The sequence below is a fragment of the Streptomyces coeruleofuscus genome (genome assembly GCF_039532725.1).
GTDB classification, from domain to species: Bacteria; Actinomycetota; Actinomycetes; order Streptomycetales; family Streptomycetaceae; genus Streptomyces; species Streptomyces coeruleofuscus.
On the sequence record NZ_BAAASE010000005.1, the window covers coordinates 559,767 to 580,897 of the forward strand.

Below are 21,131 nucleotides of genomic sequence, written 5' to 3' on the forward strand. Positions count from 1 at the left end.
TCCCGGCCGGCCGGGCACCACTTCCCCACCCCGGCCGTCACCGGCAGAGGAAACACCCATGACCACGCTCACCGCTCCGCCCAAGACCGCACCGCCGCCCGCCGGCCCACGGACGCCCTCCGGCGTCAGCAAGTGGCGGCGCCGCATCCCGCTGCTGCCGGCGCTGATCTTCACGATCGTCGTCACGCAACTGCCCTTCGTGGCCACGCTCGTCATCTCCACCTTCCGGTGGAACATCCTGCGGCCGGGCGACCGGCACTTCACCGGCCTGTCCAACTACACGTTCGTCTTCACCGACGAACGGTTGCGCACCGCGGTGCTCAACACCGTCGTGCTCACCGCCTCGGTGGTGCTGGTCAGCGTGCTCCTCGGTCTCGGCCTGGCCGTGCTGCTCGACCGCCGGTTCCCCGGCCGCGGACTGGCACGCACGTTGCTCATCGCCCCGTTCCTCGTCATGCCGGTCGCGGCGTCGCTGCTGTGGAAACACGCCATCTACAACCCCGACTACGGACTGCTCAACGGCACCCTGAACACCCTCTACCAGTTGTTCGGTGCCGACCACGGTCCGACGGTCGACTGGGTGTCCAGCCATCCGATGCCGGCCGTCGTGGTCTCCCTGGTCTGGCAGTGGACCCCGTTCATGATGCTCATCATCCTCGCCGGCCTCCAGGCCCAGCCCGGTGACGTGCTGGAGGCTGCCCGCGTCGACGGAGCCTCGGCCATGGCCACCTTCCGCCACATCACCCTGCCCCACCTGCGCCAGTACCTCGAACTGGGCATCCTGCTCGGCACGATCTACGTCGTGCAGACCTTCGACGCCGTCTACACCATCACCCAGGGCGGCCCCGGCTCCCAGACGACCAACCTGCCCTACGAGATCTACCTGACCATGTTCCGCAAGTACGAGTACGGCGAAGCGGCCGCCGCCGGAGTCGTCGTGGTCCTCGGCTCGATCGTCATCGCGACCTTCGCCCTGCGCACCATCGCGTCGCTGTTCCGCCAGGAGGTGTCCCGATGACCGCCCGGCTCACGCCCCTGTGGACCTTCGTCGCCTGGCTCGCCACGCTGGCGTTCTTCGCACCGGTGGCCTGGATGGTGCTCACCTCCTTCCACCAGGAGGCCGACGCCGCGACCAACCCGCCCAGCCCCCTCGCCCCGTTCACCTTCGACCAGTACGAGACACTGTTCAGCCGGGACATCACCCCCTTCCTCCTCAACTCCGCCATGGCCAGCGTCATCTCGACGCTGCTGGTGCTCGCCCTCGCGGTGCCGACGGCCTACGCCCTGTCCATCAAGCCGGTCGAGAAGTGGACCGACGTGATGTTCTTCTTCCTGTCCACCAAGTTCCTCCCCGCCATCGCGGCCCTGCTGCCGGTCTACCTGATCGTCAAGGACGCCGGGATGCTGGACAACGTCTGGACCCTGATCGTCCTCTACACCGCGATGAACCTGCCGATCGCGGTCTGGATGATGCGCTCCTTCCTCGCCGAAGTCCCCAGGGAAATCCTCGAAGCAGCCGAAGTCGACGGAGCCAACCTGCTCACGGTCCTGTGGCGGGTCGTCGCGCCGATCGCCCTGCCCGGACTCGCCGCCACCTCGCTGATCTGCTTCATCTTCAGCTGGAACGAGTTCATGTTCGCCGTCAACCTCACCGCCACCCAGGCCTCCACCGCCCCCGTCTTCCTGGTCGGCTTCATCACCAACGAAGGCCTCTTCCTCGCCCGGCTCTGCGCCGCCGCCACCCTGGTCTCCCTGCCGGTCCTCATCGCCGGCTTCGCCGCCCAGGACAAACTGGTGCGCGGCCTGTCCCTAGGAGCAGTCAAGTGAAAGCCGCTGTCATCGAAGCCCCCGGCAAGGTCACCGTCACCACAGTGCCCGACCCCACTCCCGGGCCGCGCGACGTCGTGGTCGATGTGGCGGCCTGCGGGCTGTGCGGGACCGATCTGCACATCCTTCAGGGCGAGTTCGCGCCGACCCTCCCGGTCGTGCCGGGGCACGAGTTCGCCGGAGAGGTCGTGGGCCTCGGCAGCGAGGTGACCGAACTCGCCATCGGCGACCGGGTCGCCGTGGACCCCTCGCTGTACTGCAACGAGTGCCGTTACTGCCGGGTGGGGCGCAACAACCTCTGCGACCGCTGGCAGGCGATCGGCGTGACCGTGGCCGGTGGCGCCGCCGAGTACGCCGTGGCGCCGGTCGCGAACTGCGTACGGCTGCCGGAGCACGTGGACGTCCAGGACGCGGCGCTGATCGAGCCGCTGTCCTGTGCCGTGCGCGGCTACGACGTGCTCAACAGCAGACTCGGCTCCCATGTGCTGGTCTTCGGCAGCGGGACGATGGGCCTGATGATGCTGGAGCTGGCCAAGCGCACCGGCGCCGCCTCGATCGATGTCGTCGACGTCAACCCCGAGCGGCTGGCGACGGCCGGGAAGCTGGGCTGTTCCCGCACGGCGCTGTCGGCCGACGAGTTGGGGCGGCCGGGCGGCTGGGACGTGGTGGTCGACGCGACCGGCAACGCCGCCGCCATCCAGGACGGCCTGGAGCGGGTCGCCAAGGCCGGGACATTCCTGCAGTTCGGGGTCTCCGACTACGCCACGACGGCCACCATCTCGCCGTACCGCATCTACAAGCAGGAGATCACCATCACCGGTTCCATGGCGGTACTGCACAGCTACGAACGCGCGGCGGAACTCTTCGCCGCCGGAGTACTCGATCCGCGGGTGTTCATCAGCCACCGGCTTCCGCTGGCCCAGTACCCGCAGGCACTGGAACAGTTCGCGGCCGGCCAGGGACGCAAGATCGTCGTACTGCCCTGACCCCTGACCCCGGCGCGGCGTGCGCGCCGGGGCCGGGGTGCCGGGGCAGCCGATGCGGTCGGCCCGGTCGGCCTTCAGATATGGGTCGAGCGGAAGAGGCGAGTGGAGTGGTGCGTCACCGGTCCTGGGACAGGGAGACGAGTTCCGCGAACAGACCCCCGGCGTTCGCCAGTTCCTCGTATGTGCCCTGTTCGACGACGCGGCCCTGGTCCATGACGAGGATGCGGTCGGCGAGCTTCGTGTTCTCGAGCTGGTGGGTGACGACGATCGTCATGCGCTCGGCGGCGATCCGTTTGATCTTCACGAAGACGGCGTGCTCGCCACGGGCGTCCATCTGGGAAGTCGGTTCGTCCAGGATCAGCAGCGGGGTCTGCCTGTAGAGCGCGCGGCCGCACGCGAGGCGTTGCCACTGTCCGCCCGACAACTCGGCGCCGCCCCAGAGTTCTTTGGCGAGGAGGGTGTCGAGCCGCTGGGGCAGTTTCTCGATCGCCTCGCGCATGCCGACGGCGTCGACGACGTCCCACACCGGTCCGTCGTCGTTCGTCCGCGGCTGGCCGAGGGTGATGTTCTCGCGGGCACGCAGCGGCCAGGCGGCGAAGTTCTGCGGGACGAGCGCGGTGCGTTTCCACACGGCGTCGGGGTCGGCCTGGGCCAGGTCGATGCCGTCCCACAGGACGCGGCCCTTGTCGGCGAGCAGGATGCCGGTGATGAGTCTGATCAGGGTCGACTTGCCCGAGCCGTTCTCGCCGACGACGGCCAGGATCTCGCCGCGCCGCAGCGTGAGCGATACGCCCGCGACGGCGGGTTCCTCCCTGCCGGGGTACTGGTAGACGACCTCGTCGAGGCGGATTCGATCCACTCGGTCCGGGACGGCCAGGTCCCCGCGCCTGGGTGCGCGTTCGCCTGCCATGTCGAGGAAGGACCGCATGTCGGCGAGGTAGAGCGAGGTGTGGAACATCGCGGCGCCGTGGATGACGAACTGGGAGAGCGCGGCCAGTGTGGTCTGGACGGCGACCACGGCGGTGGCGGCGACGGGCAGGGCGATGCGGCCGGTGGCGGCCAGCCAGGCGAGCGCCGCCCAGGTGCACAGCAGGAAGGCCCCGCCCAGGGCGCTGGTGCCGAGGGTGATGCGCAGCATGCGCGGGGCGGCGGTCAGGGTGCGCTGGTCGATCCGGTCGGACAGGGCGCGGTACCAGTAGGTGAGGTAGCCGGTCATGCCGTTGGCGCGGACCTCGTCGCCGAAGCGGGAGTAGGTGGCCCACCAGCGCATCATGGAGCGCACGTTGCGGTCGCCGAGGTTGAGGTAGTGGGTCTCGTAGTCGACGCGTGCCGACAGGACGGCTCCGGCGCCGGCCGGCAGGACGGCCAGCAGGAGCAGGGGAAGCAGCAGCGGGTGCAGGGTCGTGACGACCCCGCTCGCGGCGATCATGCGGATGAGGGCGGACATGAACCGCTGGGCGTCCTGCACCATCAGCCGGGTCCGGGTGACTCCGATCTCGGCGGCCTCCTGCCGGTCGGCGAATCCGTCCTCACCGTAGGCGCTCGATTCCACGCGGCACACGGCGGTCACCAGCGCGATGTCCGCTTCGGTCGTCAGTCGCGGGGTGATCCGTCCGTCGGCGTACGAGGACAGGGCGCCGCTGACCCGGCCGATGGCCGCGGCCGTCGTCAGGACGATCAGGGCGGGCAGCGCGGCGTGCAGGCGTTCGGGCACGGTGCCGGTGCCGAGGAGGTGGGTCATCGCCTGTGCGGTGAACGCGAGGACGACGGCGGCCGCGGCGCCGGTGAGCAGCTGGCAGGCGAGGAGCAGCACGACACCGGTTCTGTCGACGGCCCAGGCCATCCGGGCGGTACGCCCGAGCACGGCGGGCAGACGTCGGCACATCGCGGTGAAACCGGCGTCTGCCAGCGGGTTCTTGCCGAACTTGCCCTCGAAGGTGATGGTGGCCGGGGGTGGAGGGGGTGGTGTCTCCGCGTTGTCGGTCGAGGCGTCGGTCACGGTCACCTGTATCGCTCCTCGGGTCGTGCCGCGCCGGGTCGGCTCGGCGGTGCACGGCATAACGACGCAGCGCGGGAATCGAACGCGATCGATTCCGGACGCGTGCGACGCCAGACACAGCAAGGGCGCGAACGGGTGGCCACGGTGCTGAAGCCGCTCCCGGGCGGCTCGAGTTGGCCGAATCGCCGAGGTCTGAAACCGGAGTGACGGATGGGGTTCGCGGACCCGAGCCCGGCTTCTCGTAGGACCGCGAGCGCAACCGGCCGCCCCTGCGGATCAGCTCGCCGGGGCGGGGCCGGGCGGCAGGTGGACCGTCATGATCAGGTGGCAGGTCTCCGTGCCCGCGCCGCGATAGGTGTGCGGGGTGTCGCCGTCGAACGTGGCGGTCTGGCCCGCCTCGACGGTGTGCTCGGTGCCATCGACGATCAGGGTCATCCGGCCGGAGGTGACGCTGACGGTCTCCACGACTCCGGCCTGGTGGGGGTGGCTGGGGTACTCCTCGTCCGGTTCCAGTCGCCAGCGCCAGACCTCGACCGGCGCCGGTCCTGACGTCGTCAGCATCAGCCGGGCCTCGCCGCCCCGCTCTCCGGACCACAGGGGCGCCACGGCCTCGGCGGACACGACACGGACGCGGCCTTGGGGCGATCCCTGCATCAGGGCGGAGACCGAGATGCCGAGGGTGTCGGCCAGCCGGACCAGGGTGGCCAGATTGGGATTGCCCTGGGCTTTCTCCAGGCCCACCAGGGCGCCCTTGCTGACCTGGGCGCGCCGACTGAGTTCCTCCAGCGTGAGGCCCGCGCGGATGCGGGCCGCCCGGACGTTGTGCGCGACCGTCCGCAGGGCTGCGGCTGTCTCGGCCACCTGATCACCATCCTTGTAGCTGGAACATTCGACTGCACCGTCCGGTCGTTTGGTTGACACCGGGCGGTCGTTTTGTTGTACGGTCTGGTCGTTCCACTGAATGGTAAGGGATGTACTGTGATCGCTCGCTGGGGTGCCGCGACCGGCCGGGTGAACGTGCCGGAGACCTCGCCGTCGCCGCCGTGATCACCGCCCTCTACCCGGCCGCTACGGTCCTGCCGGCCCGCGGCGTGCTCGCCGAACGGATCCTCCGCGGCCGGCTCGTCGGGCTCGGCACTGCCGTCGCGGTCGCCGGCTCGCCCTGACGTGAGCGGCTCCGCACCCCTGTGACCTGAGCGACCCCGCACCCGTGCACCACCGAGCCAAGGCCCGCCCCGACGCGAGAAACGGAAAACCCCTCCATGCCCGCCTTCCACCTCACCCCCGCCGTCGCGGACGCCTTCCCCGACACCCTCATCGCCCTGGTCACCGCCACCGGCCTGCGCGGCCACGAAGCCTGGCCCCACACCGCCACGGCCGTGGAGGACCTGGAGCGGCAACTCGCCGACGGCACCTGGCAGCCCGCCGACGAGACCGACCCGCGCATCGAGGCCTGGCACACCGCCTACCGCGCCTTCGGCACCAACCCCCGCCGCATCCGCCCCAGCGTCGACGCGCTCGGCCGCCGCCTCGCCAAGAAGGGGACACTGCCGCGCATCAACCCGGCCGTCGACTCCTACAACGCCGTCTCCGTCCGTCACGGCCTGCCCGCCGGCGCCTTCGACCTGGACCATGTCACCGGGGACGTCGCCATCCGCTACGCGGACGGCACCGAGTCCTTCACGCCGCTGGGCGAACCCGGCACCGTCGAGCACCCCAAGTCCGGCGAGATCATCTACGCGGACACCACCGGCGTCCTGACACGCCACTGGAACCACCGCGACGCCCACCGCACCCGCGTCACCGAGGACTCCACGCACGTCGCCTTCGTCCTCGAAACCCTCCGCGCCACGCACGACGGCGGCCTCCTCAAGGTCGCGGCGGAGGAGTTGCGGGGCCTGCTCGCCCCGCATGCCGCGCAGACCGCCGTGTACTTCCTCAGCCCGACCGAGCCCCGGGCCACCGCCTGAGCTTCTGTCCAGGACCACCGCCCACGCGAAAGGCCGCCCATGTACCTCCCCAAGCACTTCGTCCCCGACGAGGCCGCGGTCCGTGACCTGCTGGCCGGCCAGGGCGCGTCCGACCTGATCACCATGACCTCCGAGGGCCTCGTGGCCACCCTGCTGCCTTTCGACTACGACCCGGACGCCGGCGAACACGGCGCCCTGATCGGTCACATGGCGCGCGGCAACGACCAGTGGCGCCGGCCGGCGCAGGGCGAGGCCATGGTGATCGTGCGCGGGCCCGAGGCGTATGTGACGCCGTCGTGGTACCCGGCCAAGGAGGAGCACCACCGGGTGGTGCCGACCTGGAACTACATCACGGCGCACGTGTACGGGCAGTTGGTCGTGCACGACGACCCGGCCTGGCTCGAGAGCCGGATACGCCGCCTGACCGACCGGCACGAGGCCGGGCGCGCCGAGCCCTGGTCGGTCGACCAGGCGCCGGCGAAGTTCGTCGAGCGGCAACTGCGCGGCATCGTCGGCGTCGAGGTGGTCATCAGCCGCGTCGAGGCCAAGTTCAAGCTCAGCCAGAACCAGCCGCGGAGCAACGTCGAGGGTGTCGCCGCGGGCCTCGAAGCGCGCGGCCGGGCCGACGACGCCGCGGTCGCGGCAGCGGTACGCGCCCACGACCCGCACGCCGCCGAGGCCGGTCGTCGAGAGCCCTGAAACGCGACGAGCTCCTCAGTCGGCGTCCGTGCCCGAGAGTCTCCTGGTGACGAGGCCGAGCGCGTGGGTGAGTTGTTCGCGGTGATCGTTCAGCACCTCGGGGGTGATGCCCCGGCCGGCCGTCTCACGGGCGAACTCGTCGGCCGCCACCTTGAGCACGGCGTTCATGGCGGCGGCCTGCACGCGCACCTCGAACGTCGCGGGCGGCATGCCCATGCGTGCGGCGAGCACCTCGGTGAACGTCTCTTCCGCGCGCTCCCGGAGCACGAGGTAGGCGGCGCGCAGCGCGGGCTCGTCATGGGTCATGCGGACCACGGCGAGAACCGCCTCGACGTCCTCGCCGGACGAGGAGTCGAGGACGGGCTGGTAGGCCGTGCGCAGGTGCTCGATCAAACCGACTCCGGGCGGCCAGGCGTGCAGGACCGTCCGGAAGGCGTCGAGCATCTTCGTCAGCAGCGGCTCGACGCAGCTCTCCTTGGTGGGGAAACAGCGCCACAGCGTGCGCTCGGAGACTCCGGCGGCCCGCGCGATCTGCTCGCCGGAGGTGGCGGCCACGCCCTGCTCGGCGAACAGCCGGACCGCGTGGCGGGAGATGTCGAGGCGCTGCCGCCCGCGTTGCTCGTCGCTCACCGGCGGCCGGCCCCGGCGGGGTGTACGACCGCTGTCCACCATGAGGTCCTCCATCAGGCGATCTAAACACGCACACGACAGGGAAGACGACTGACCGAAACTTTAATGACAGTTACTGCCAACAAACTGCTACGGTCGGGGCGGCTCGAAGATCGCATGCGGAGATCACAGGAGGAGCGCCATGAGCGTTACCGCCGAGCGACAGCAACTGCCCTTCCCGAGGCCGAACGTCCTCGACCTCGCGCCTCTGTACGACGTACTGCGCCGCGAGGCGCCGGTCACGCCGGTCACCACACCGGCCGGGGACCCCGCCTGGCTGGTCACACGCTTCGAGGAGGTGCGCGACCTGCTCGGCGACAAGCGTCTCGGCCGCTCCCACCCCGAGCCGGAGCGGGCGTCACGCCTGACGTCCGCCGCGGTCCTGGACGGCCCAACGGGCAACTACGAGACCGAGGAGGCCGACCACACGCGGATGCGCCGGCTGCTGACCCCGGCGTTCTCGGCCAAGCGGATGCGGATGCTCTCCGACCACGTCCAGCACCTGGTCGACACGTGCGTCGACCGGCTGGTCACCGAGCACGCCGCCGCCCCCGACCGAGTCGTGGACCTCCAGGCCGGACTGGCCTTCCCGCTGCCGGTCGCCGTCATCTGCCGGCTGCTCGGGGTGCCCGAGAGCGACCGTGAGCGCTTCGCCTCGCTGTCGGAGCGCATGTCCGACTGGTCCATCGGCGACGAAGCCCACCGGGCGCGGGACGAGTTCAACGAGTACATGACCTCTCTCGCCGAGACCAAGCGAGCGCGGCCGGGCGAGGACGTGATCTCCGACCTCGTGCGCGCGCAGAGCACCGACGAGGACTACGACTACGCCGACATGATCCAGCTCTGCGTCGGGCTGCTGTTCGCCGGCCACGAGACCACGGTCAACCGCATCGGCCTGGGCACGCTCTTCCTGCTCACGCGTCCCGGCCAGTGGCAGGCACTGACCGCCGACCCCGACGGCCGGGTCAATGCCACCGTCGAGGAGATCATGCGCCTGGGCGCGCCCGGCGACCTCGGGCTGCTGCGGTACGCGCACACCGACGTCGACGTCGCCGGTGTCACCATCCGGCGCGGCGACGCCGTGATCCTTTCGGTCAACTCCGCCAACCGCGACTCGTCCGTCTACACCGACGCCGAGACCTTCGACCCCGACCGGCCCGAACGCACCCACCTCGGTTTCGGCCACGGCGTGCACTTCTGCATCGGCGCGAGCCTGGCCCGGGTCGAACTGCGCATCGTGTTCGCCACGCTGGCCCGCCGCCTGCCCGGTCTGCGACTCGCCAAGGAGCTGGACGAACTGGAGGTGCGCACCACCCTCACCGGTGGCGTCACGGAGCTGCCCGTGACGTGGTGATCCCCCGAGGTGACGTGGTGTCAGTGCGACTCACGGGTCACCTCGGAGCCGCTGGAGCCGACCAGGAAGTCGAGGTCGGCTCCGGTGTCGGCCTGGAGGACGTGGTCGACGTAAAGGCGTTCCCAGCCGCGCCGGGGAGCGGCGAAGCCGGTGACGGTGGCCTGGTCGGGGGCTCGGCGGGCGAGTTCGCCGTCCGGCACGTCGACGTCGATACGGCGGGCCTCGACGTCGAGGATGACGAAGTCCCCGGTCCGTACGAGGGCGAGGGGTCCGCCGGCCGCGGCCTCGGGGGCCACGTGCAGGACGACCGTGCCGTACGCGGTGCCGCTCATCCGCCCGTCGCAGACCCGGACCATGTCCCGGACGCCCTGGGCGAGGAGCTTCTTCGGCAGGGGCATGTTGGCGACCTCGGGCATGCCCGGATAACCCTTGGGGCCGCAGCCGCGCAGCACGAGGACGGAGTCGGCGTCGACGTCGAGACCGGGGTCGTCGATACGGGCGCGGAAGTCCTCGATGCTGTCGAAGACGACGGCCCGCCCCCGGTGGCGGAGCAGGTGCGGGGATGCGGCGGCCGGTTTGACGAGGGCGCCGTCGGGTGCCAGGTTTCCGCGCAGGACGGCGATGCCGCCCTCGGCGACCAGCGGCCGGGTGCGGGGGCGGATGACCTCGCCGTCCCAGATCTCGGCCTCGTCGAGGTAGTGGGCGAGCGGCCTGCCGGTGACGGTCAGCGCGTCGGGGTCGAGCAGGTCGCGCACCTCGCGCAGGACGGCGAGCAGGCCGCCGGCACGGTGGAAGTCCTCCATGAGGAAGCGGCCGGCCGGCTGGAGGTCCACGAGGACCGGCACGCGGGAGCCGATGCGGTCGAAGTCGTCGAGCGACAGGTCGATGCCCAGCCGGCCCGCGACGGCCAGGAGATGGACGACGGCGTTGGTCGAGCCGCCGATGGCGGCCAGTGCCACGATCGCGTTGCGGAAGGACGCCTCGGTCAGGAACGTCGCGGGACGCCGGTCGGCGCCCACCATGTCCACCGCCAGGCGGCCGGTGTGGTGCGCGGCCTCCAGCAGCCGGCTGTCGGGGGCGGGGATCCCGGCCGTACCGGGGACGACCGTGCCGAGCGCCTCCGCCACCAGCGCCATCGTCGAGGCCGTGCCCATCGTGTTGCAGTGGCCGCGGCTGCGGATCATCGCCGACTCGGAGCGGGTGAACTGTTCCTGGGAGAGCGTGCCCGCGCGGACCTCCTCCGAGAGCTGCCACACACCGGTCCCGCAGCCCAGCAGGCCGCCGCGGAAGGTGCCGTTGAGCATCGGGCCGCCGGGGACCACGACCGCGGGCAGGTCCACCGAGGCCGCGGCCATGAGCAGTGACGGGATCGTCTTGTCGCAGCCGCCGAGCAGGACGACGCCGTCGATGGGATTGGCCCGCAGCATCTCCTCCGTGGCCATCGCGGCCATGTTCCGCCACAGCATGGCGGTGGGCCGCACCTGGGTCTCGCCGAGCGACACCACGGGCAGGTCCAGCGGGATGCCGCCCGCCTCGTACACGCCGTTGCGCACCGAGGCCGCTACCTCGTCAAGATGCGCGTTGCAAGGGGTCAGATCCGAGGCGGTGTTGGCGATGGCGATCTGCGGCCGGCCGCTGAAGGCGTCGCCGGGCACGCCGCGTCGCATCCATGCCCGGTGGATGTAGGCGTTGCGGTCCTGTCCTTCGTACCACTGCGCGCTGCGGAGTCTCTCCATGGAGCCCTTCCGATGGACGGTTCAGCGGTCTAGATTCCGGAACTCATGAAGCATAAGCAGACTCCGCCCGGCCGCCTGTGCGAGTCCCACCCGTGGTGAGCCGTCGCGTGATGCGCGCGTTCGTCCTGACCGGTCCCGGCGCGTACGAGGTCCAGGAGCTTCCGGCGCCGGTGGCAGGTCCCGGTGAGGTCGTCGTCGATGTCGAGCGGGTCGGTGTGTGCGGCACGGACGCGGAGTTCTTCACCGGCGCGATGGCCTATCTCCACCAAGGCCACTCCACGTACCCGATGCGGCCGGGCCACGAGTGGGCCGGGCGGGTGGCGGCGGTCGGAGACGGGGTCGATCCCGCCTGGTTCGGCCGCCGTGTCATGGGCGACACCATGCTCGGCTGCGGCTCCTGCCGTCGCTGCCTGCGCGGCCGTCAGCATGTGTGCGAGCAGCGGCGGGAGGTCGGCATACGCGGGGGTGTGCCCGGCGCGCTGGCGGAGCAACTCGCCGTACCCGCCTCCTCGTTGCACGCCCTGCCCGATTCCGTCGACGCCGTGCTCGGCGCTCTCGTCGAGCCCGGCGGCAACGCCCTGCGCGCCGCCCGGGCCGCCGCGCCGGCGCCCGGGGACCGCGCCCTTGTCCTGGGCCCGGGGACGATCGGGCTGCTGGTGGCGATGTTCCTGCGCGCGTCCGGTGCCGAGGTGCACCTCATGGGCGCCACCGAGCGCTCCCTCGCCTTCGCCCGCTCCCTGGGCTTCGAGCACGTGTGGACGGAGGGTTCCGTGCCGGACGTGCCCTTCGACGCGGCCGTCGACGCCTCGAACGCCGCCCGGCTGCCGGACTTGGCCCTGGAACTGGTCGAACCCGGGGGCCGCCTCGTGTACATCGGGCTGGCCGGCGGACCCAGCAGGATCGACACCCGCGCGCTCGTCCTCAAGGACGTGACCGCGACGGGTGTCCTGTCCGCCTCCCCCGGCCTCGACGCCACCATCCGGGCGTACGCCGCCGGATCGGTCGACCCCAGGCCGCTCGTCGCCGCCACCGTCGGCCTGGACGAGGTGGGCCCCGTCCTCGCCGGCGAGCGCCCGGTCGGTTCCGGGCCCGGCCCCAAGGTCCACGTCGAACCCTGAGGGTCCGCCGTCGGGTCACCGACCGGCGGCCGGCGCCCTGGGGACAGGTGTGCGCAGGGCAAGGAGGGCGACGTCGTCCTCGTTGTCGGCGGGGCGGACGCGGCGCAGCAGGTGGTCGGTGAAGGAGGACAGGGGGCGGTGGGCGAGGGCGGCGGCGTGCCGGCTCAGCCGTTCCAGGCCCTCGTCGAGGCTGTGGCCGGGTGCTTCGATCAGGCCGTCGGTGTACAGCACGAGGGTGGACCCGGGCGGGAGCAAGGTCGTGGCGTCGGGGCGCGGGGTGCCGGCTCCGGCGCCCAGGACGATGCCGTGCCCGCCGGTCAGGTAGCGCGCCAGGCCGTCGCGGCTGATCAGCAGGGGCGGCGGATGACCCGCGTTCGTCCAGGACAGCTGCCACCGGCCGTCGCCCTCCGCCGCGTCGATCCGGGCGAAGATCATCGTGGCCATGTCGACGTCCGTGATGTGCTGGAGCGCCTCGTCGAGCCGTGTGACGATCCGGCTGGGGGGTTCGTGCTGGGACCAGGCGTAGGCGCGGAGCATGTTGCGCACCTGCGCCATGCCGGCCGCCGCCTCCAGGTCGTGCCCCACGACGTCCCCGACGGCCAGGGCGGTGGCCCCGTCGGACATGGGGAAGGCGTCGTACCAGTCGCCGCCGACCTGCGAGGCGTCGGGTGCGGGCAGGTAGCGGACGGTCATCTGGAGGCCCGGAACTCCCGGCATCTGGGGCAGCAGATGGCTCTGCATGGTCTCGGCGACCTTGCGCTGGCGCTGGTAAAGGCGGGCGTTGTCCAGGGCGAGGCCGGCCCGGCGGGCGATGTCCTCGACCAGCGGGAGATCGGCCGGAGTGAAGGGGACCGGATCCTCGGCCCGGCCGAGGGTCAGGGCCCCGAGGACCGCGCGTGTACTGCGGATGGGCGCGATGGCCGCCGAGTGCATCCCCGTGACGTCGAACAGCCGGCGTTGCTCGACCGCGAGGCCGGAATCCGGTTCGCGCTGGTAGGTTCCGGGCCCGGCCACGGTGGAGGCCACCCCGCGCAGGGCTCTGGACAGGGGCATCGGGGACTCCTCCGGGACGGGCGGCATCGGGCCCTGGAGATCGTCCCGGCGCACCAGGGTTCCGCCGGCGGCGTGGACGACTTCGGTACGCCAGACCTCGTCGTGCTCGGTGATCAGATCCACGATCGCCCAGTCCGCCAGCCGGGGCACGACCAGGCCCACCAGGCGTTCCAGCGCCTCGTCGACGTCGAGCGTGGAGGTCAGCCGCGTGGTGGCGTCGGCCAGCAGGGCCAATCGCTCCAGCTCGGGCAGCGGCCTGCCCGTCGGCTCCGGCTGCGGGCTGCTTGCCGGTGCGTGTTCGACGGTGTGGAACAGCACGAGCGTGCCGGCTCCGTCGTCGCCGATGTCGTACGGGGTGATCAGCCAGGAGATGGGCAGCAGGGAACCGTCTCCGCGTGCGAAGTAGTCCTCATCGGCCTGGGCGGTCCGCCCGGAGTGGAAGGCCTGCCGCATTCCGCACCGGCTCCTGGGCAGCGGCTGCCCGTGTCCGTCCCGGTGCAGCAGGTCGTGCGCGTCATGACCGAGCAGGTCCTCGCTGGACCGGGCCAGTACGTCCCGGGCACGGGTGTTGACCGCGAGGATGCGGCCCTCCTCGTCGACGACGTAGGCCCCGGTCCCGATGGCGTCCAGCCTTCGGGTCAGCGAGGTGTCGAGTACGGCCACCGACCGCGGTGCGGGGGTCTCCGTATGCTCCGGCCCTGCCATGTCGTCGCCTCCTCGCTGCTCGGCCGCCCCTGTCGACTGCCGGCCCTTCCACCGTGGGATGCCCTCCTGTGTTGCATCCCCGTGTGCCCCGTGGCGTCGAAACCAGCCCCCGCGTGGCCGCCACCGCTGGGAGCGGCTCGCCGAGAACGCCTGGTGGCTGTCCTGGTATGGGTGGAGCGCACCCGGGTAAACGCAGGGCGACAGAGCAACCCCGGCAGGGGCGAACACAACGAAAGAGCATCCGTATGGTCCTCCCGCTTGGGAAGCAGGCGGCAGATCGACGGGGCGCGGACGAGCAGGCCACGCTGCGTTTCGGCGCGGCATGGGGCGACGGCGCGGCAAGCGCCGTCGCCGCGCGTCTGGCCCTGCGCGCCTTCCTCGCCCACGGCCCGAACACCGCCCCCGCCACGATTCCGGCCTCGCTGGCCGTGGACGCCGAACTCGTCGTCAGCGAACTGATCACCAACGCCATCCGGCATGCGCCGGGACCCTGCGAGCTGATCCTGCGACTGTTCCGGGGACAGCTGGCCATCACCGTGCGGGACACCTCGGCGGAGCAGCCCACGGTGCGCCAGGGTGACCGGTTCCGCGTCGGCGGCCACGGGCTGCGCCTGGTGCACACGGTCAGCGAACGGGTCGCCGTGGCACGCCGGTCCAAGGGCAAGCAGATCACCGCCTATCTGCGGCTGGCCCCGCACGACCCCGCGAGCGCCGGTGCGGGTGGCGGTGCCGGTGCCGGTGCCGGTGCCGGGAGGACCGTGCTGGCCGCCGGCTGACCCTGGTTCCGGCACGCAGCCGACGGTCTCCGTACCGCTGGGCGCCCCCCTACCCAGTCGGCGCGCCGTGCCTGGCGGGCACCCCATACCTGGCAGGCACCCCATACCTGGCGGGCACGCCGTACCAGACGGGCACGCCGTACCAGACGGGCGCCCCGTACCTGGCGGGCGCCCCGTACCTGGCGGGCACGCCGCGGAATCAGTTCTGCCGGGCGTGTATGGGGCTGTTGGCGACATCCTCCGGGCACTCCCCGTGCCGCTGGCGCGAGCGCCGGTCGCGCCTCCAGTCGGATGTCGCGAGGGCCAGGGACGCCAGCATGCCGAGGAGGGCGGCGCCCAGTGCGGTGGCGAGGGCGCCGCGGTAGTCGTCGCCGCTGCCGAGCACCAGGTAGAAGAGACCGGGCAGGGCCGCGGTGCCCACCGCGGCGCCGAGCCGCTGCCCGGTCTGAAGCGCGCCGCCCGCCGCGCCCGCCATGTGCACGGGCACGTCGCGCAGCGTCATCGTGATGTTGGGCGAGATCACACAGCCGCTGCCGACGCCGCCCAGGAACAGCATCGGCGCGGCGGCCCAGGGCGCGACGTCGAGGGGCGCGAAGCGGAGCAGCAGCGCGGTGCCGCCCAACCCGGCCATCACGGCCGTGAGACCGCCCACGGTGAGGATGCGGCCGAGCCGGTCCACCAGCCGGCCGGCGACCGCGGCCGCACAGGCCGAACCGAGGGCGAAAGGCGTCACGACGAGGCCGGAGCGGAGGGGGGAGAAGCCCAGGCCATTCTGGTAGAAGAGCGCGAAGACCAGCCAGACGCCGCTGAAGCCGATGAAGTAGAGCGTGCCGACGCCGGCGCCGACGGCGTAGCCGCGCACGGTGGTGAACAGGCGCGGATCGAGCAGCGGCTGGGTGTCCCGCTCGACGAGGCGACGCTGCCAGCGGGCGAAGCCGTAGAGGAGCGCGGCACCGGCGAGGAACAGCCACCACAGCCCGCCGAAGCCGCCGGAGCCCGCCTGGACCAGCGGGTACATCAACGCGAGGACACCGAGGCCGAGGAGCACGACGCCGGGCAGGTCCACGTGCTGCCGGCCGGACCGCCTGGTGCGGGGCAGCAGGCGACGGCCGAGGAGGACGGCGAGGATGCCGATGGGCACGTTGACGTAGAAGATCCACCGCCAGCCCTGGTCGCCGGCGGCCAGGGCGAGGATCAGCCCGCCCGCGAGGGGGCCGACGGCGGACGATATGCCGACGGTGGCGCCGAAGAAGCCGAAGGCACGTCCGCGTTCGGCACCGCGGAACATCTGCTGGATGAGCGCGGAGTTCTGGGGAGCCATGAAGCCGGCCGCCAGGCCCTGGGCGAGGCGGGCCACCACCAGCAGCGTGACGCTGGGGGCCGCCCCGCAGGCCGCGCTGAAGACCACGAAGCCGCTGAGGGCCAGCAGGAAGATGCGGCGCCGGTCCAGCGCGTCTCCGAGGCGGCCGGCGGTGACGAGCGCGAGAGCGAAGGCGAGGGCGTATCCGGACACCACCCACTGCACCTGCGCGGGAGAGGCGTCCAGGCCGCGTTGGACGGAGGGCAGGGCGACCGCCACGATCGACACGTCCAGCAGGCCCATGAATCCGGCCACCAGGGTGACCCACAGGGCCCGCCACCGGTGCGGATCCGGCTCGTACCCGGCCTCCTGCGCGCCCTGGTTCCGGTCGCCCGCCGCTGACGCTGTCACATGGGCTCCTCTCACCAGGCAGGCACCCGAGGTAGGCATCCCAGGTGTGCACCGGCGAACCAAGTTCCCCTTCCGGGGCAGGGACACACCACGGCCGGCAGGCGGGCAGTGCCGGTCCCACCGCTAGCACCGATCATTACCCTCGGTAGTCGTTCGAGTGCCGCGCGAAGGGGGTCGTTTGAGCGCGCGAGATCTGTGCAGGCGTTGTGGTTGGCACAGACGACCGGCGAAAGGAACGACGTGATGGCGGCGCCCGACAACGACGAGTCGGTGGATCCGGCAGCCGTGAGACGACACCGGGTGCTGTTCCGGGCGATCGAGAAACGACGCCGTCCCAAGCTGCGCCGCAGCGACATCACCGTGACCGACGAGGCGGCGGTCAAGCGTGCCACGAAGGCCGCCGCCCTCGGCAACGCGATGGAGTGGTACGACTTCGGCATCTACAGCTATCTGGCCTCGACCATCGGGAAGGTCTTCTTCCCCTCGGGGAACGACACCGCCCAACTGCTCAGCTCCTTCGCGACGTTCGCGGTGGCCTTCCTGGTGCGTCCCCTCGGCGGAATGGTGTTCGGGCCGCTCGGCGACAAGGTCGGCCGCAAGCGCATCCTCTCCCTCACCATGATCATGATGGCGGTGGGGACCTTCGCCATCGGCGTCGTCCCCTCGCACGCCGTCATCGGTCTCTGGGCCCCGGCCCTGCTGATCTTCTTCCGGCTGGTGCAGGGCTTCTCGACCGGCGGGGAGTACGGGGGCGCCTCGACGTTCATCGCGGAGTACGCGCCCGACAAGCGGCGCGGCTTCTTCGGCAGCTTCCTGGAACTGGGCACGCTCGCCGGCTACGTCGGGGCCTCCGGCCTGGTCGTCGTCCTCCAGACCCTCCTCAGCGACGACCAGATGCTGGCGTGGGGCTGGCGTATCCCCTTCCTGGCGGCGGCCCCGCTCGGCCTCATCGGCCTCTACCTGCGGCTGAAGCTGGACGAGACGCCCGCCTTCCAGAAACTGGAGGGCGGCAAGGTCAAGGCGAGCGAGGCCGCCGAGGCCGTGGAGACCTCGGCCGCCGCCGACCTCGGCAAGATCTTCACCCGGTACTGGCGGCCGCTGCTGCTGTGCCTCGCGCTGGTGGCGGCGTACAACATCACGGACTACATGCTGCTGTCGTACATGCCGACGTACCTGTCCGACGAGCTGGGCTACGAGACCAACCACGGGCTGCTGATCCTGCTGCTCGTGATGGTGCTTCAGATGGGCGTCATCAACCAGGTCGGACGGCTGTCGGACCGCTTCGGGCGCAGGCCGCTGCTGATGGCGGGGATGCTCGGGTTCCTCTTCCTGTCCGTGCCGTCCTTCCTGCTCATCCGGCAGGGCAGTGTCGTCCTGATCGCCCTGGGGCTACTGCTGTTGGGGCTCTCCCTGGTGACGATGCTCGGCACGATGTCGGCGGCGCTCCCCGCGATCTTCCCCACCCACGTCCGGTACGGCTCCCTCTCGGTCGCCTACAACCTGGCCACCTCGATCTTCGGCGGTACGACTCCCCTGGTGATCACCGCTCTGATCAGCGCCTTCGACTCGACCCTCATGCCGGCCTACTACTCCACGGGTGCCGCGGTCATCGGCGTCATCGCCGTCCTGTGCATGAAGGAGACCGCCAACAAGCCCCTGGCCGGTTCCCCGCCGTCCGTCGAGACACGGGCCGAGGCCGCGGAGATCGTCGAGGCACAGGCCCCTCGGCCCAGGTTCTGACCTCCCGTCGGACGGCTGCGGTTCTTCGCGTCACAGGCCCGGGGCAGCGGCGGTCGTACAAGCCCGCCGCTGCCCTGGGGCAGTGCAACTAGGACCTGCGCCCCGTCGTCGAGGCGAAGCCCAGCCAGGTGTGCCGGTTGTTCCACCAGCACCAGCCGACCTTCGGGGCGTTGCGCCGCTCGCGGCCGTCGCGCCCGGTGCCGTTGCTGATCCAGATTGCCGGTGTGCGGGCGTCCATGCTGCCGTTGGGCTTGCGCAGCCGGGACCCGATGGTCATGAAGCAGCGGTTGCGCTCCAGGACCTCCGGCTCCTGGAGCACCCAGTGGATGCCCTCGGTGAGCAGCAGCGGGGTGCGGTCCTCCTTGGTGAGGGCGGGCAGTGCCTCGTCCGGGCTCCAGTTGGCCATGTGGTCACCGCGGTCGACGCCGGTGACGACGTAGAGCGCGGCGTCGGGCACGTCGACGTCGGAGGGTCTGAACTCGTCGACGTCGGGCATGTCGAGGACGACGAAGCCCGGTTTGCCGTCGCGGCGCAGCAGCGGCGCCAGGGCGGAGGCGGGGGCCCTGTCCGGGTGCACGGCCAGCAGGGCGCCCTCGCCGCCGGTCTCGGCGGCGAACGTACGGATCTCGTCGGCGGACAGCCCGGCGATCTCGTGCACCCCCAGTTCGATCAGCCGCTCGGCCTGCGCGCTCAGGGCCGGGAGTGCGGGGAGGACGGTGGACGTGTCGGGCGTGGCGTCGGGCACGATGCTCCCATGGTCGGTGGTGTGGACGAACTCATGTGCAACGAGCCGTTCTGCCGGGACGTTCCCGCGACGGATCACTTCTCCAGGAAGGCGAGCAGGGCCGCGTTGACCTCCTCCGCGTGGGTCCAGAGCAGTCCGTGCGGGGCGCCCTCGATCTCGACGTAGTCGGCGGCCGGGAGAGCCTTGTGGAACGGCCTGGCGGTGCCGTCCACGGGGAGAATGCGGTCGCCCGTACCGTGCAGGATCAGGGCCGGCACGTCGATCGCCGGGATGTCGGCCCGGAAGTCGGTGTACCAGGTCGACGGCGCGGCGGCCGCCGCGAAGAAGCCACCGCCCGCGGCGACGTTCCAGCTGTTGCGGACGGCCTCCTCGCTGATCCGGGTGCCGAGGTTCTCGTCGAGGTTGTAGAAGTCCTTGTAGAAGTCCGTGTAGTACGCGTAGCGGTCGGCCTTGACCGCCGCGACGATCCCGTCGAAGAACTCCTTCGGGGCGACGCCCTGCGGGTTGTCTTCGGACTTGAGCAGGCAGGGCTCCAGCGAGGCGAGGAAGGCGACCTTCGCGATCCGGCCGGAGCCGTACCGGGACACGTACCGGGCGACCTCGCCGGTGCCCATCGAGAACCCGACGAGGACGGCGTCCCGCAGGTCGAGGGTCTCCATCACGGTGTTCAGGTCGGCGGCGAAGGTGTCGTAGTCGTAGCCGGTCGTCGGCTGGGCGGACTGCCCGAAGCCGCGCCGGTCGTAGGTGATCACGCGGTAGCCGGCGTCGAGCAGCACGGCGGTCTGCCGCTCCCAGGAGTGGCCGTCGAGCGGAAACCCGTGGATGAGGACGACCGGCTGACCGGATCCGTGGTCCTCGTAGTACAGGTCTATGGCGGTGGAGTTCTCCTGGCCCACGGTGATGTACGGCATGTGGTGCTTCCTCGTTTCCGGGTGGCTGGTGAGGGACCTGGCAACGCTAGGCCCGGAGTCCTGCGGCCGGTTGCCGGGGAGCGCACCGGTTCTTGACCGGGAGCGCACAGGAGCGGTCGTTCGGCGATCGTTTAACCCGTCGCACCGCCGTGACCGGCGTGACACCATCGCCGCATGGAAGGGTTTTTGACGTCTGATCAGATCAACGCCCGTAAGTCCCGCGCTCTCGCCGCGGCCGTCGCCGCTGGTCGTGATCTGGGGCTCACGGTGACCGACGCGAGGGTGATCTACGACGTGTTCTCCGTCGTGGTGCACCTCGCTCCGTCGCCCGTGGTGGTGCGGGTGCCGACGGTCCTGCCGTCGTACTCCGGCCCCGAGTTACAGGCGGCGGGGCAGCGGCGGGAGCTCGATGTGGTGGCGTGGCTGGTGGAACAGGGACACCCGGTGATTCCGCCGAGCCCGCTCGTGCCGCGCGAGCCCGTGCAGCGGGACGGTTTCTCGATGACGTTCTGGCAGTTCGTCGAGCTGGACCAGAGCGTCGAGCCCGATTACGCGCACAACGCCGGCCTGGTCGCCGACCTGCACGCCGCGCTGCGCTCGTATCCGGGTGAGCTGCCGTTCCTGTCGGCGGCCGAACCGCGTTTTGTCTCCGAGGGACTCGCCGCGCTCGAAGGGCGGCCCGACCTGCTGGACCCGGCCGACCTCGACCGCGCGCGGCGCGAGTGGGACGTCCTGGAACCGGTCATCAGCTCACGCGCGGGATTCGAGGCGGCGTTCCCGGACATCGAGTTCCAGCCGATCCACGGCGACTCCCCCGCGGCCAACATCGTCTCCGCCAAGGACGGCGAGCTGTACTCCGACTTCGAGCTGACCACGCTCGGACCGGTCGAGTGGGACCTTGCGGCACTCGGCCCCGAATGCGAGGCCGCCTACAACGCGGCCGCCGAACGCCGGGGTCTGCGGCGGCTGGACGAGGGGGTGCTGCGCGTCGTCAACGCCGTGGGCATGTCCCGCGCGGTGGCGTGTCTCGCGCTGGCGCCCCAACTTCCCCTGCTCGTCGACGCGTTGCAGCCGGCCGTCGAACAGTGGCGGACGATGCCGTTCGCCGGTGGCCTGGAGGGCTGAGCGAAAG

General features: G+C 71.2%; 18 protein-coding genes and 1 pseudogene. 11 read left to right on the forward strand and 8 right to left on the reverse strand.

What is annotated here, in order from left to right:
* The first annotated feature begins 58 nt into the window (after positions 1-58).
* The 3 genes from ABFX81_RS21955 to ABFX81_RS21965 are packed head-to-tail and all read left to right on the forward strand — an operon-like array spanning position 59 to position 2,813.
* Positions 59-1,018: an ABC transporter permease subunit gene (locus ABFX81_RS21955; RefSeq protein ID WP_086840596.1), complete on the forward strand. Its 960-nt coding sequence runs from the start codon at positions 59-61 to the stop codon at positions 1,016-1,018.
* The gene (locus ABFX81_RS21960) at positions 1,015-1,827 is read left to right on the forward strand and encodes an ABC transporter permease subunit (protein ID WP_086840599.1); all 813 of its coding nucleotides are present in this window, start codon (positions 1,015-1,017) and stop codon (positions 1,825-1,827) included. Before ABFX81_RS21955 ends, ABFX81_RS21960 begins: the two co-directional genes overlap by 4 nt.
* The gene (locus ABFX81_RS21965) at positions 1,824-2,813 is read left to right on the forward strand and encodes an alcohol dehydrogenase catalytic domain-containing protein (RefSeq protein WP_086840601.1); all 990 of its coding nucleotides are present in this window, start codon (positions 1,824-1,826) and stop codon (positions 2,811-2,813) included. The genes ABFX81_RS21960 and ABFX81_RS21965 overlap by 4 nt, the downstream gene beginning before the upstream one ends.
* Before the next feature lie 115 nt (positions 2,814-2,928).
* On the opposite strand, the gene ABFX81_RS21970 is transcribed toward ABFX81_RS21965, so the two are convergent.
* Both ABFX81_RS21970 and ABFX81_RS21975 read right to left on the reverse strand, forming a co-directional pair.
* Positions 2,929-4,812 carry an ATP-binding cassette domain-containing protein gene (locus ABFX81_RS21970; RefSeq protein WP_086840657.1) on the reverse strand — a complete coding sequence of 628 codons (1,884 nt, stop codon included), beginning with the start codon at positions 4,810-4,812 and terminating at the stop codon, positions 2,929-2,931.
* A gap of 276 nt (positions 4,813-5,088) precedes the next feature.
* On the reverse strand, positions 5,089-5,673 hold the full coding sequence (locus ABFX81_RS21975) for a cupin domain-containing protein (protein ID WP_086840603.1): 585 nt from the start codon (positions 5,671-5,673) through the stop codon (positions 5,089-5,091).
* A gap of 155 nt (positions 5,674-5,828) precedes the next feature.
* On the opposite strand from ABFX81_RS21975, the pseudogene ABFX81_RS21980 reads away from it, so the two are divergent.
* The 3 genes and pseudogenes from ABFX81_RS21980 to ABFX81_RS21990 form a co-directional block, all read left to right on the forward strand.
* Positions 5,829-5,978: pseudogene (locus ABFX81_RS21980) on the forward strand (EamA family transporter); the annotation flags it as partial.
* Between the two features lie 96 nt (positions 5,979-6,074).
* Positions 6,075-6,782, forward strand: a complete 708-nt coding sequence (locus ABFX81_RS21985; RefSeq protein WP_086840607.1) for a phenylalanine--tRNA ligase beta subunit-related protein — start codon at positions 6,075-6,077, stop codon at positions 6,780-6,782.
* 39 nt (positions 6,783-6,821) lie between these two features.
* A complete protein-coding gene (locus tag ABFX81_RS21990; RefSeq protein ID WP_086840608.1) occupies positions 6,822-7,481 on the forward strand; it encodes an FMN-binding negative transcriptional regulator in 660 nt (219 codons plus the stop codon).
* 15 nt (positions 7,482-7,496) lie between these two features.
* On the opposite strand, the gene ABFX81_RS21995 is transcribed toward ABFX81_RS21990, so the two are convergent.
* Positions 7,497-8,165 carry a TetR/AcrR family transcriptional regulator gene (locus ABFX81_RS21995; protein ID WP_346138530.1) on the reverse strand — a complete coding sequence of 223 codons (669 nt, stop codon included), beginning with the start codon at positions 8,163-8,165 and terminating at the stop codon, positions 7,497-7,499.
* A gap of 127 nt (positions 8,166-8,292) precedes the next feature.
* Between ABFX81_RS21995 and ABFX81_RS22000 the strand changes: the two genes are divergently transcribed.
* Entirely contained in the window at positions 8,293-9,504 is a 1,212-nt protein-coding gene (locus tag ABFX81_RS22000; protein ID WP_086840610.1) for a cytochrome P450, read from the forward strand.
* 20 nt (positions 9,505-9,524) lie between these two features.
* On the opposite strand, the gene ABFX81_RS22005 is transcribed toward ABFX81_RS22000, so the two are convergent.
* Positions 9,525-11,240 carry a dihydroxy-acid dehydratase gene (locus tag ABFX81_RS22005; RefSeq protein ID WP_086840613.1) on the reverse strand — a complete coding sequence of 572 codons (1,716 nt, stop codon included), beginning with the start codon at positions 11,238-11,240 and terminating at the stop codon, positions 9,525-9,527.
* Positions 11,241-11,350: 110 nt separating this feature from the next.
* Between ABFX81_RS22005 and ABFX81_RS22010 the strand changes: the two genes are divergently transcribed.
* The gene (locus ABFX81_RS22010; protein WP_086840615.1) at positions 11,351-12,358 is read left to right on the forward strand and encodes an alcohol dehydrogenase catalytic domain-containing protein; all 1,008 of its coding nucleotides are present in this window, start codon (positions 11,351-11,353) and stop codon (positions 12,356-12,358) included.
* Positions 12,359-12,373: 15 nt separating this feature from the next.
* Here the strand turns inward: ABFX81_RS22010 and ABFX81_RS22015 are convergent, their stop codons facing one another.
* The gene (locus tag ABFX81_RS22015; RefSeq protein WP_346138531.1) at positions 12,374-14,116 is read right to left on the reverse strand and encodes a SpoIIE family protein phosphatase; all 1,743 of its coding nucleotides are present in this window, start codon (positions 14,114-14,116) and stop codon (positions 12,374-12,376) included.
* 245 nt (positions 14,117-14,361) lie between these two features.
* Here ABFX81_RS22015 and ABFX81_RS22020 point away from each other — a divergent pair, with 245 nt between their 5' ends.
* Complete coding sequence (locus ABFX81_RS22020) at positions 14,362-14,892, forward strand: ATP-binding protein (RefSeq protein WP_086840619.1); 531 nt, start codon at positions 14,362-14,364, stop codon at positions 14,890-14,892.
* 199 nt (positions 14,893-15,091) lie between these two features.
* Here ABFX81_RS22020 and ABFX81_RS22025 read toward each other — a convergent pair whose 3' ends face one another.
* Entirely contained in the window at positions 15,092-16,642 is a 1,551-nt protein-coding gene (locus ABFX81_RS22025; protein WP_346138532.1) for an MFS transporter, read from the reverse strand.
* Positions 16,643-16,846: 204 nt separating this feature from the next.
* Here ABFX81_RS22025 and proP point away from each other — a divergent pair, with 204 nt between their 5' ends.
* The gene (proP, locus tag ABFX81_RS22030; protein WP_086840621.1) at positions 16,847-18,343 is read left to right on the forward strand and encodes a glycine betaine/L-proline transporter ProP; all 1,497 of its coding nucleotides are present in this window, start codon (positions 16,847-16,849) and stop codon (positions 18,341-18,343) included.
* 88 nt (positions 18,344-18,431) lie between these two features.
* Here proP and ABFX81_RS22035 read toward each other — a convergent pair whose 3' ends face one another.
* Entirely contained in the window at positions 18,432-19,088 is a 657-nt protein-coding gene (locus ABFX81_RS22035; protein WP_086840663.1) for a DUF5701 family protein, read from the reverse strand.
* 74 nt (positions 19,089-19,162) lie between these two features.
* The gene (locus ABFX81_RS22040) at positions 19,163-19,999 is read right to left on the reverse strand and encodes an alpha/beta fold hydrolase (protein WP_086840623.1); all 837 of its coding nucleotides are present in this window, start codon (positions 19,997-19,999) and stop codon (positions 19,163-19,165) included.
* Between the two features lie 174 nt (positions 20,000-20,173).
* Here ABFX81_RS22040 and ABFX81_RS22045 point away from each other — a divergent pair, with 174 nt between their 5' ends.
* Entirely contained in the window at positions 20,174-21,124 is a 951-nt protein-coding gene (locus ABFX81_RS22045) for a phosphotransferase (RefSeq protein WP_086840625.1), read from the forward strand.
* Positions 21,125-21,131: the final 7 nt, after the last annotated feature.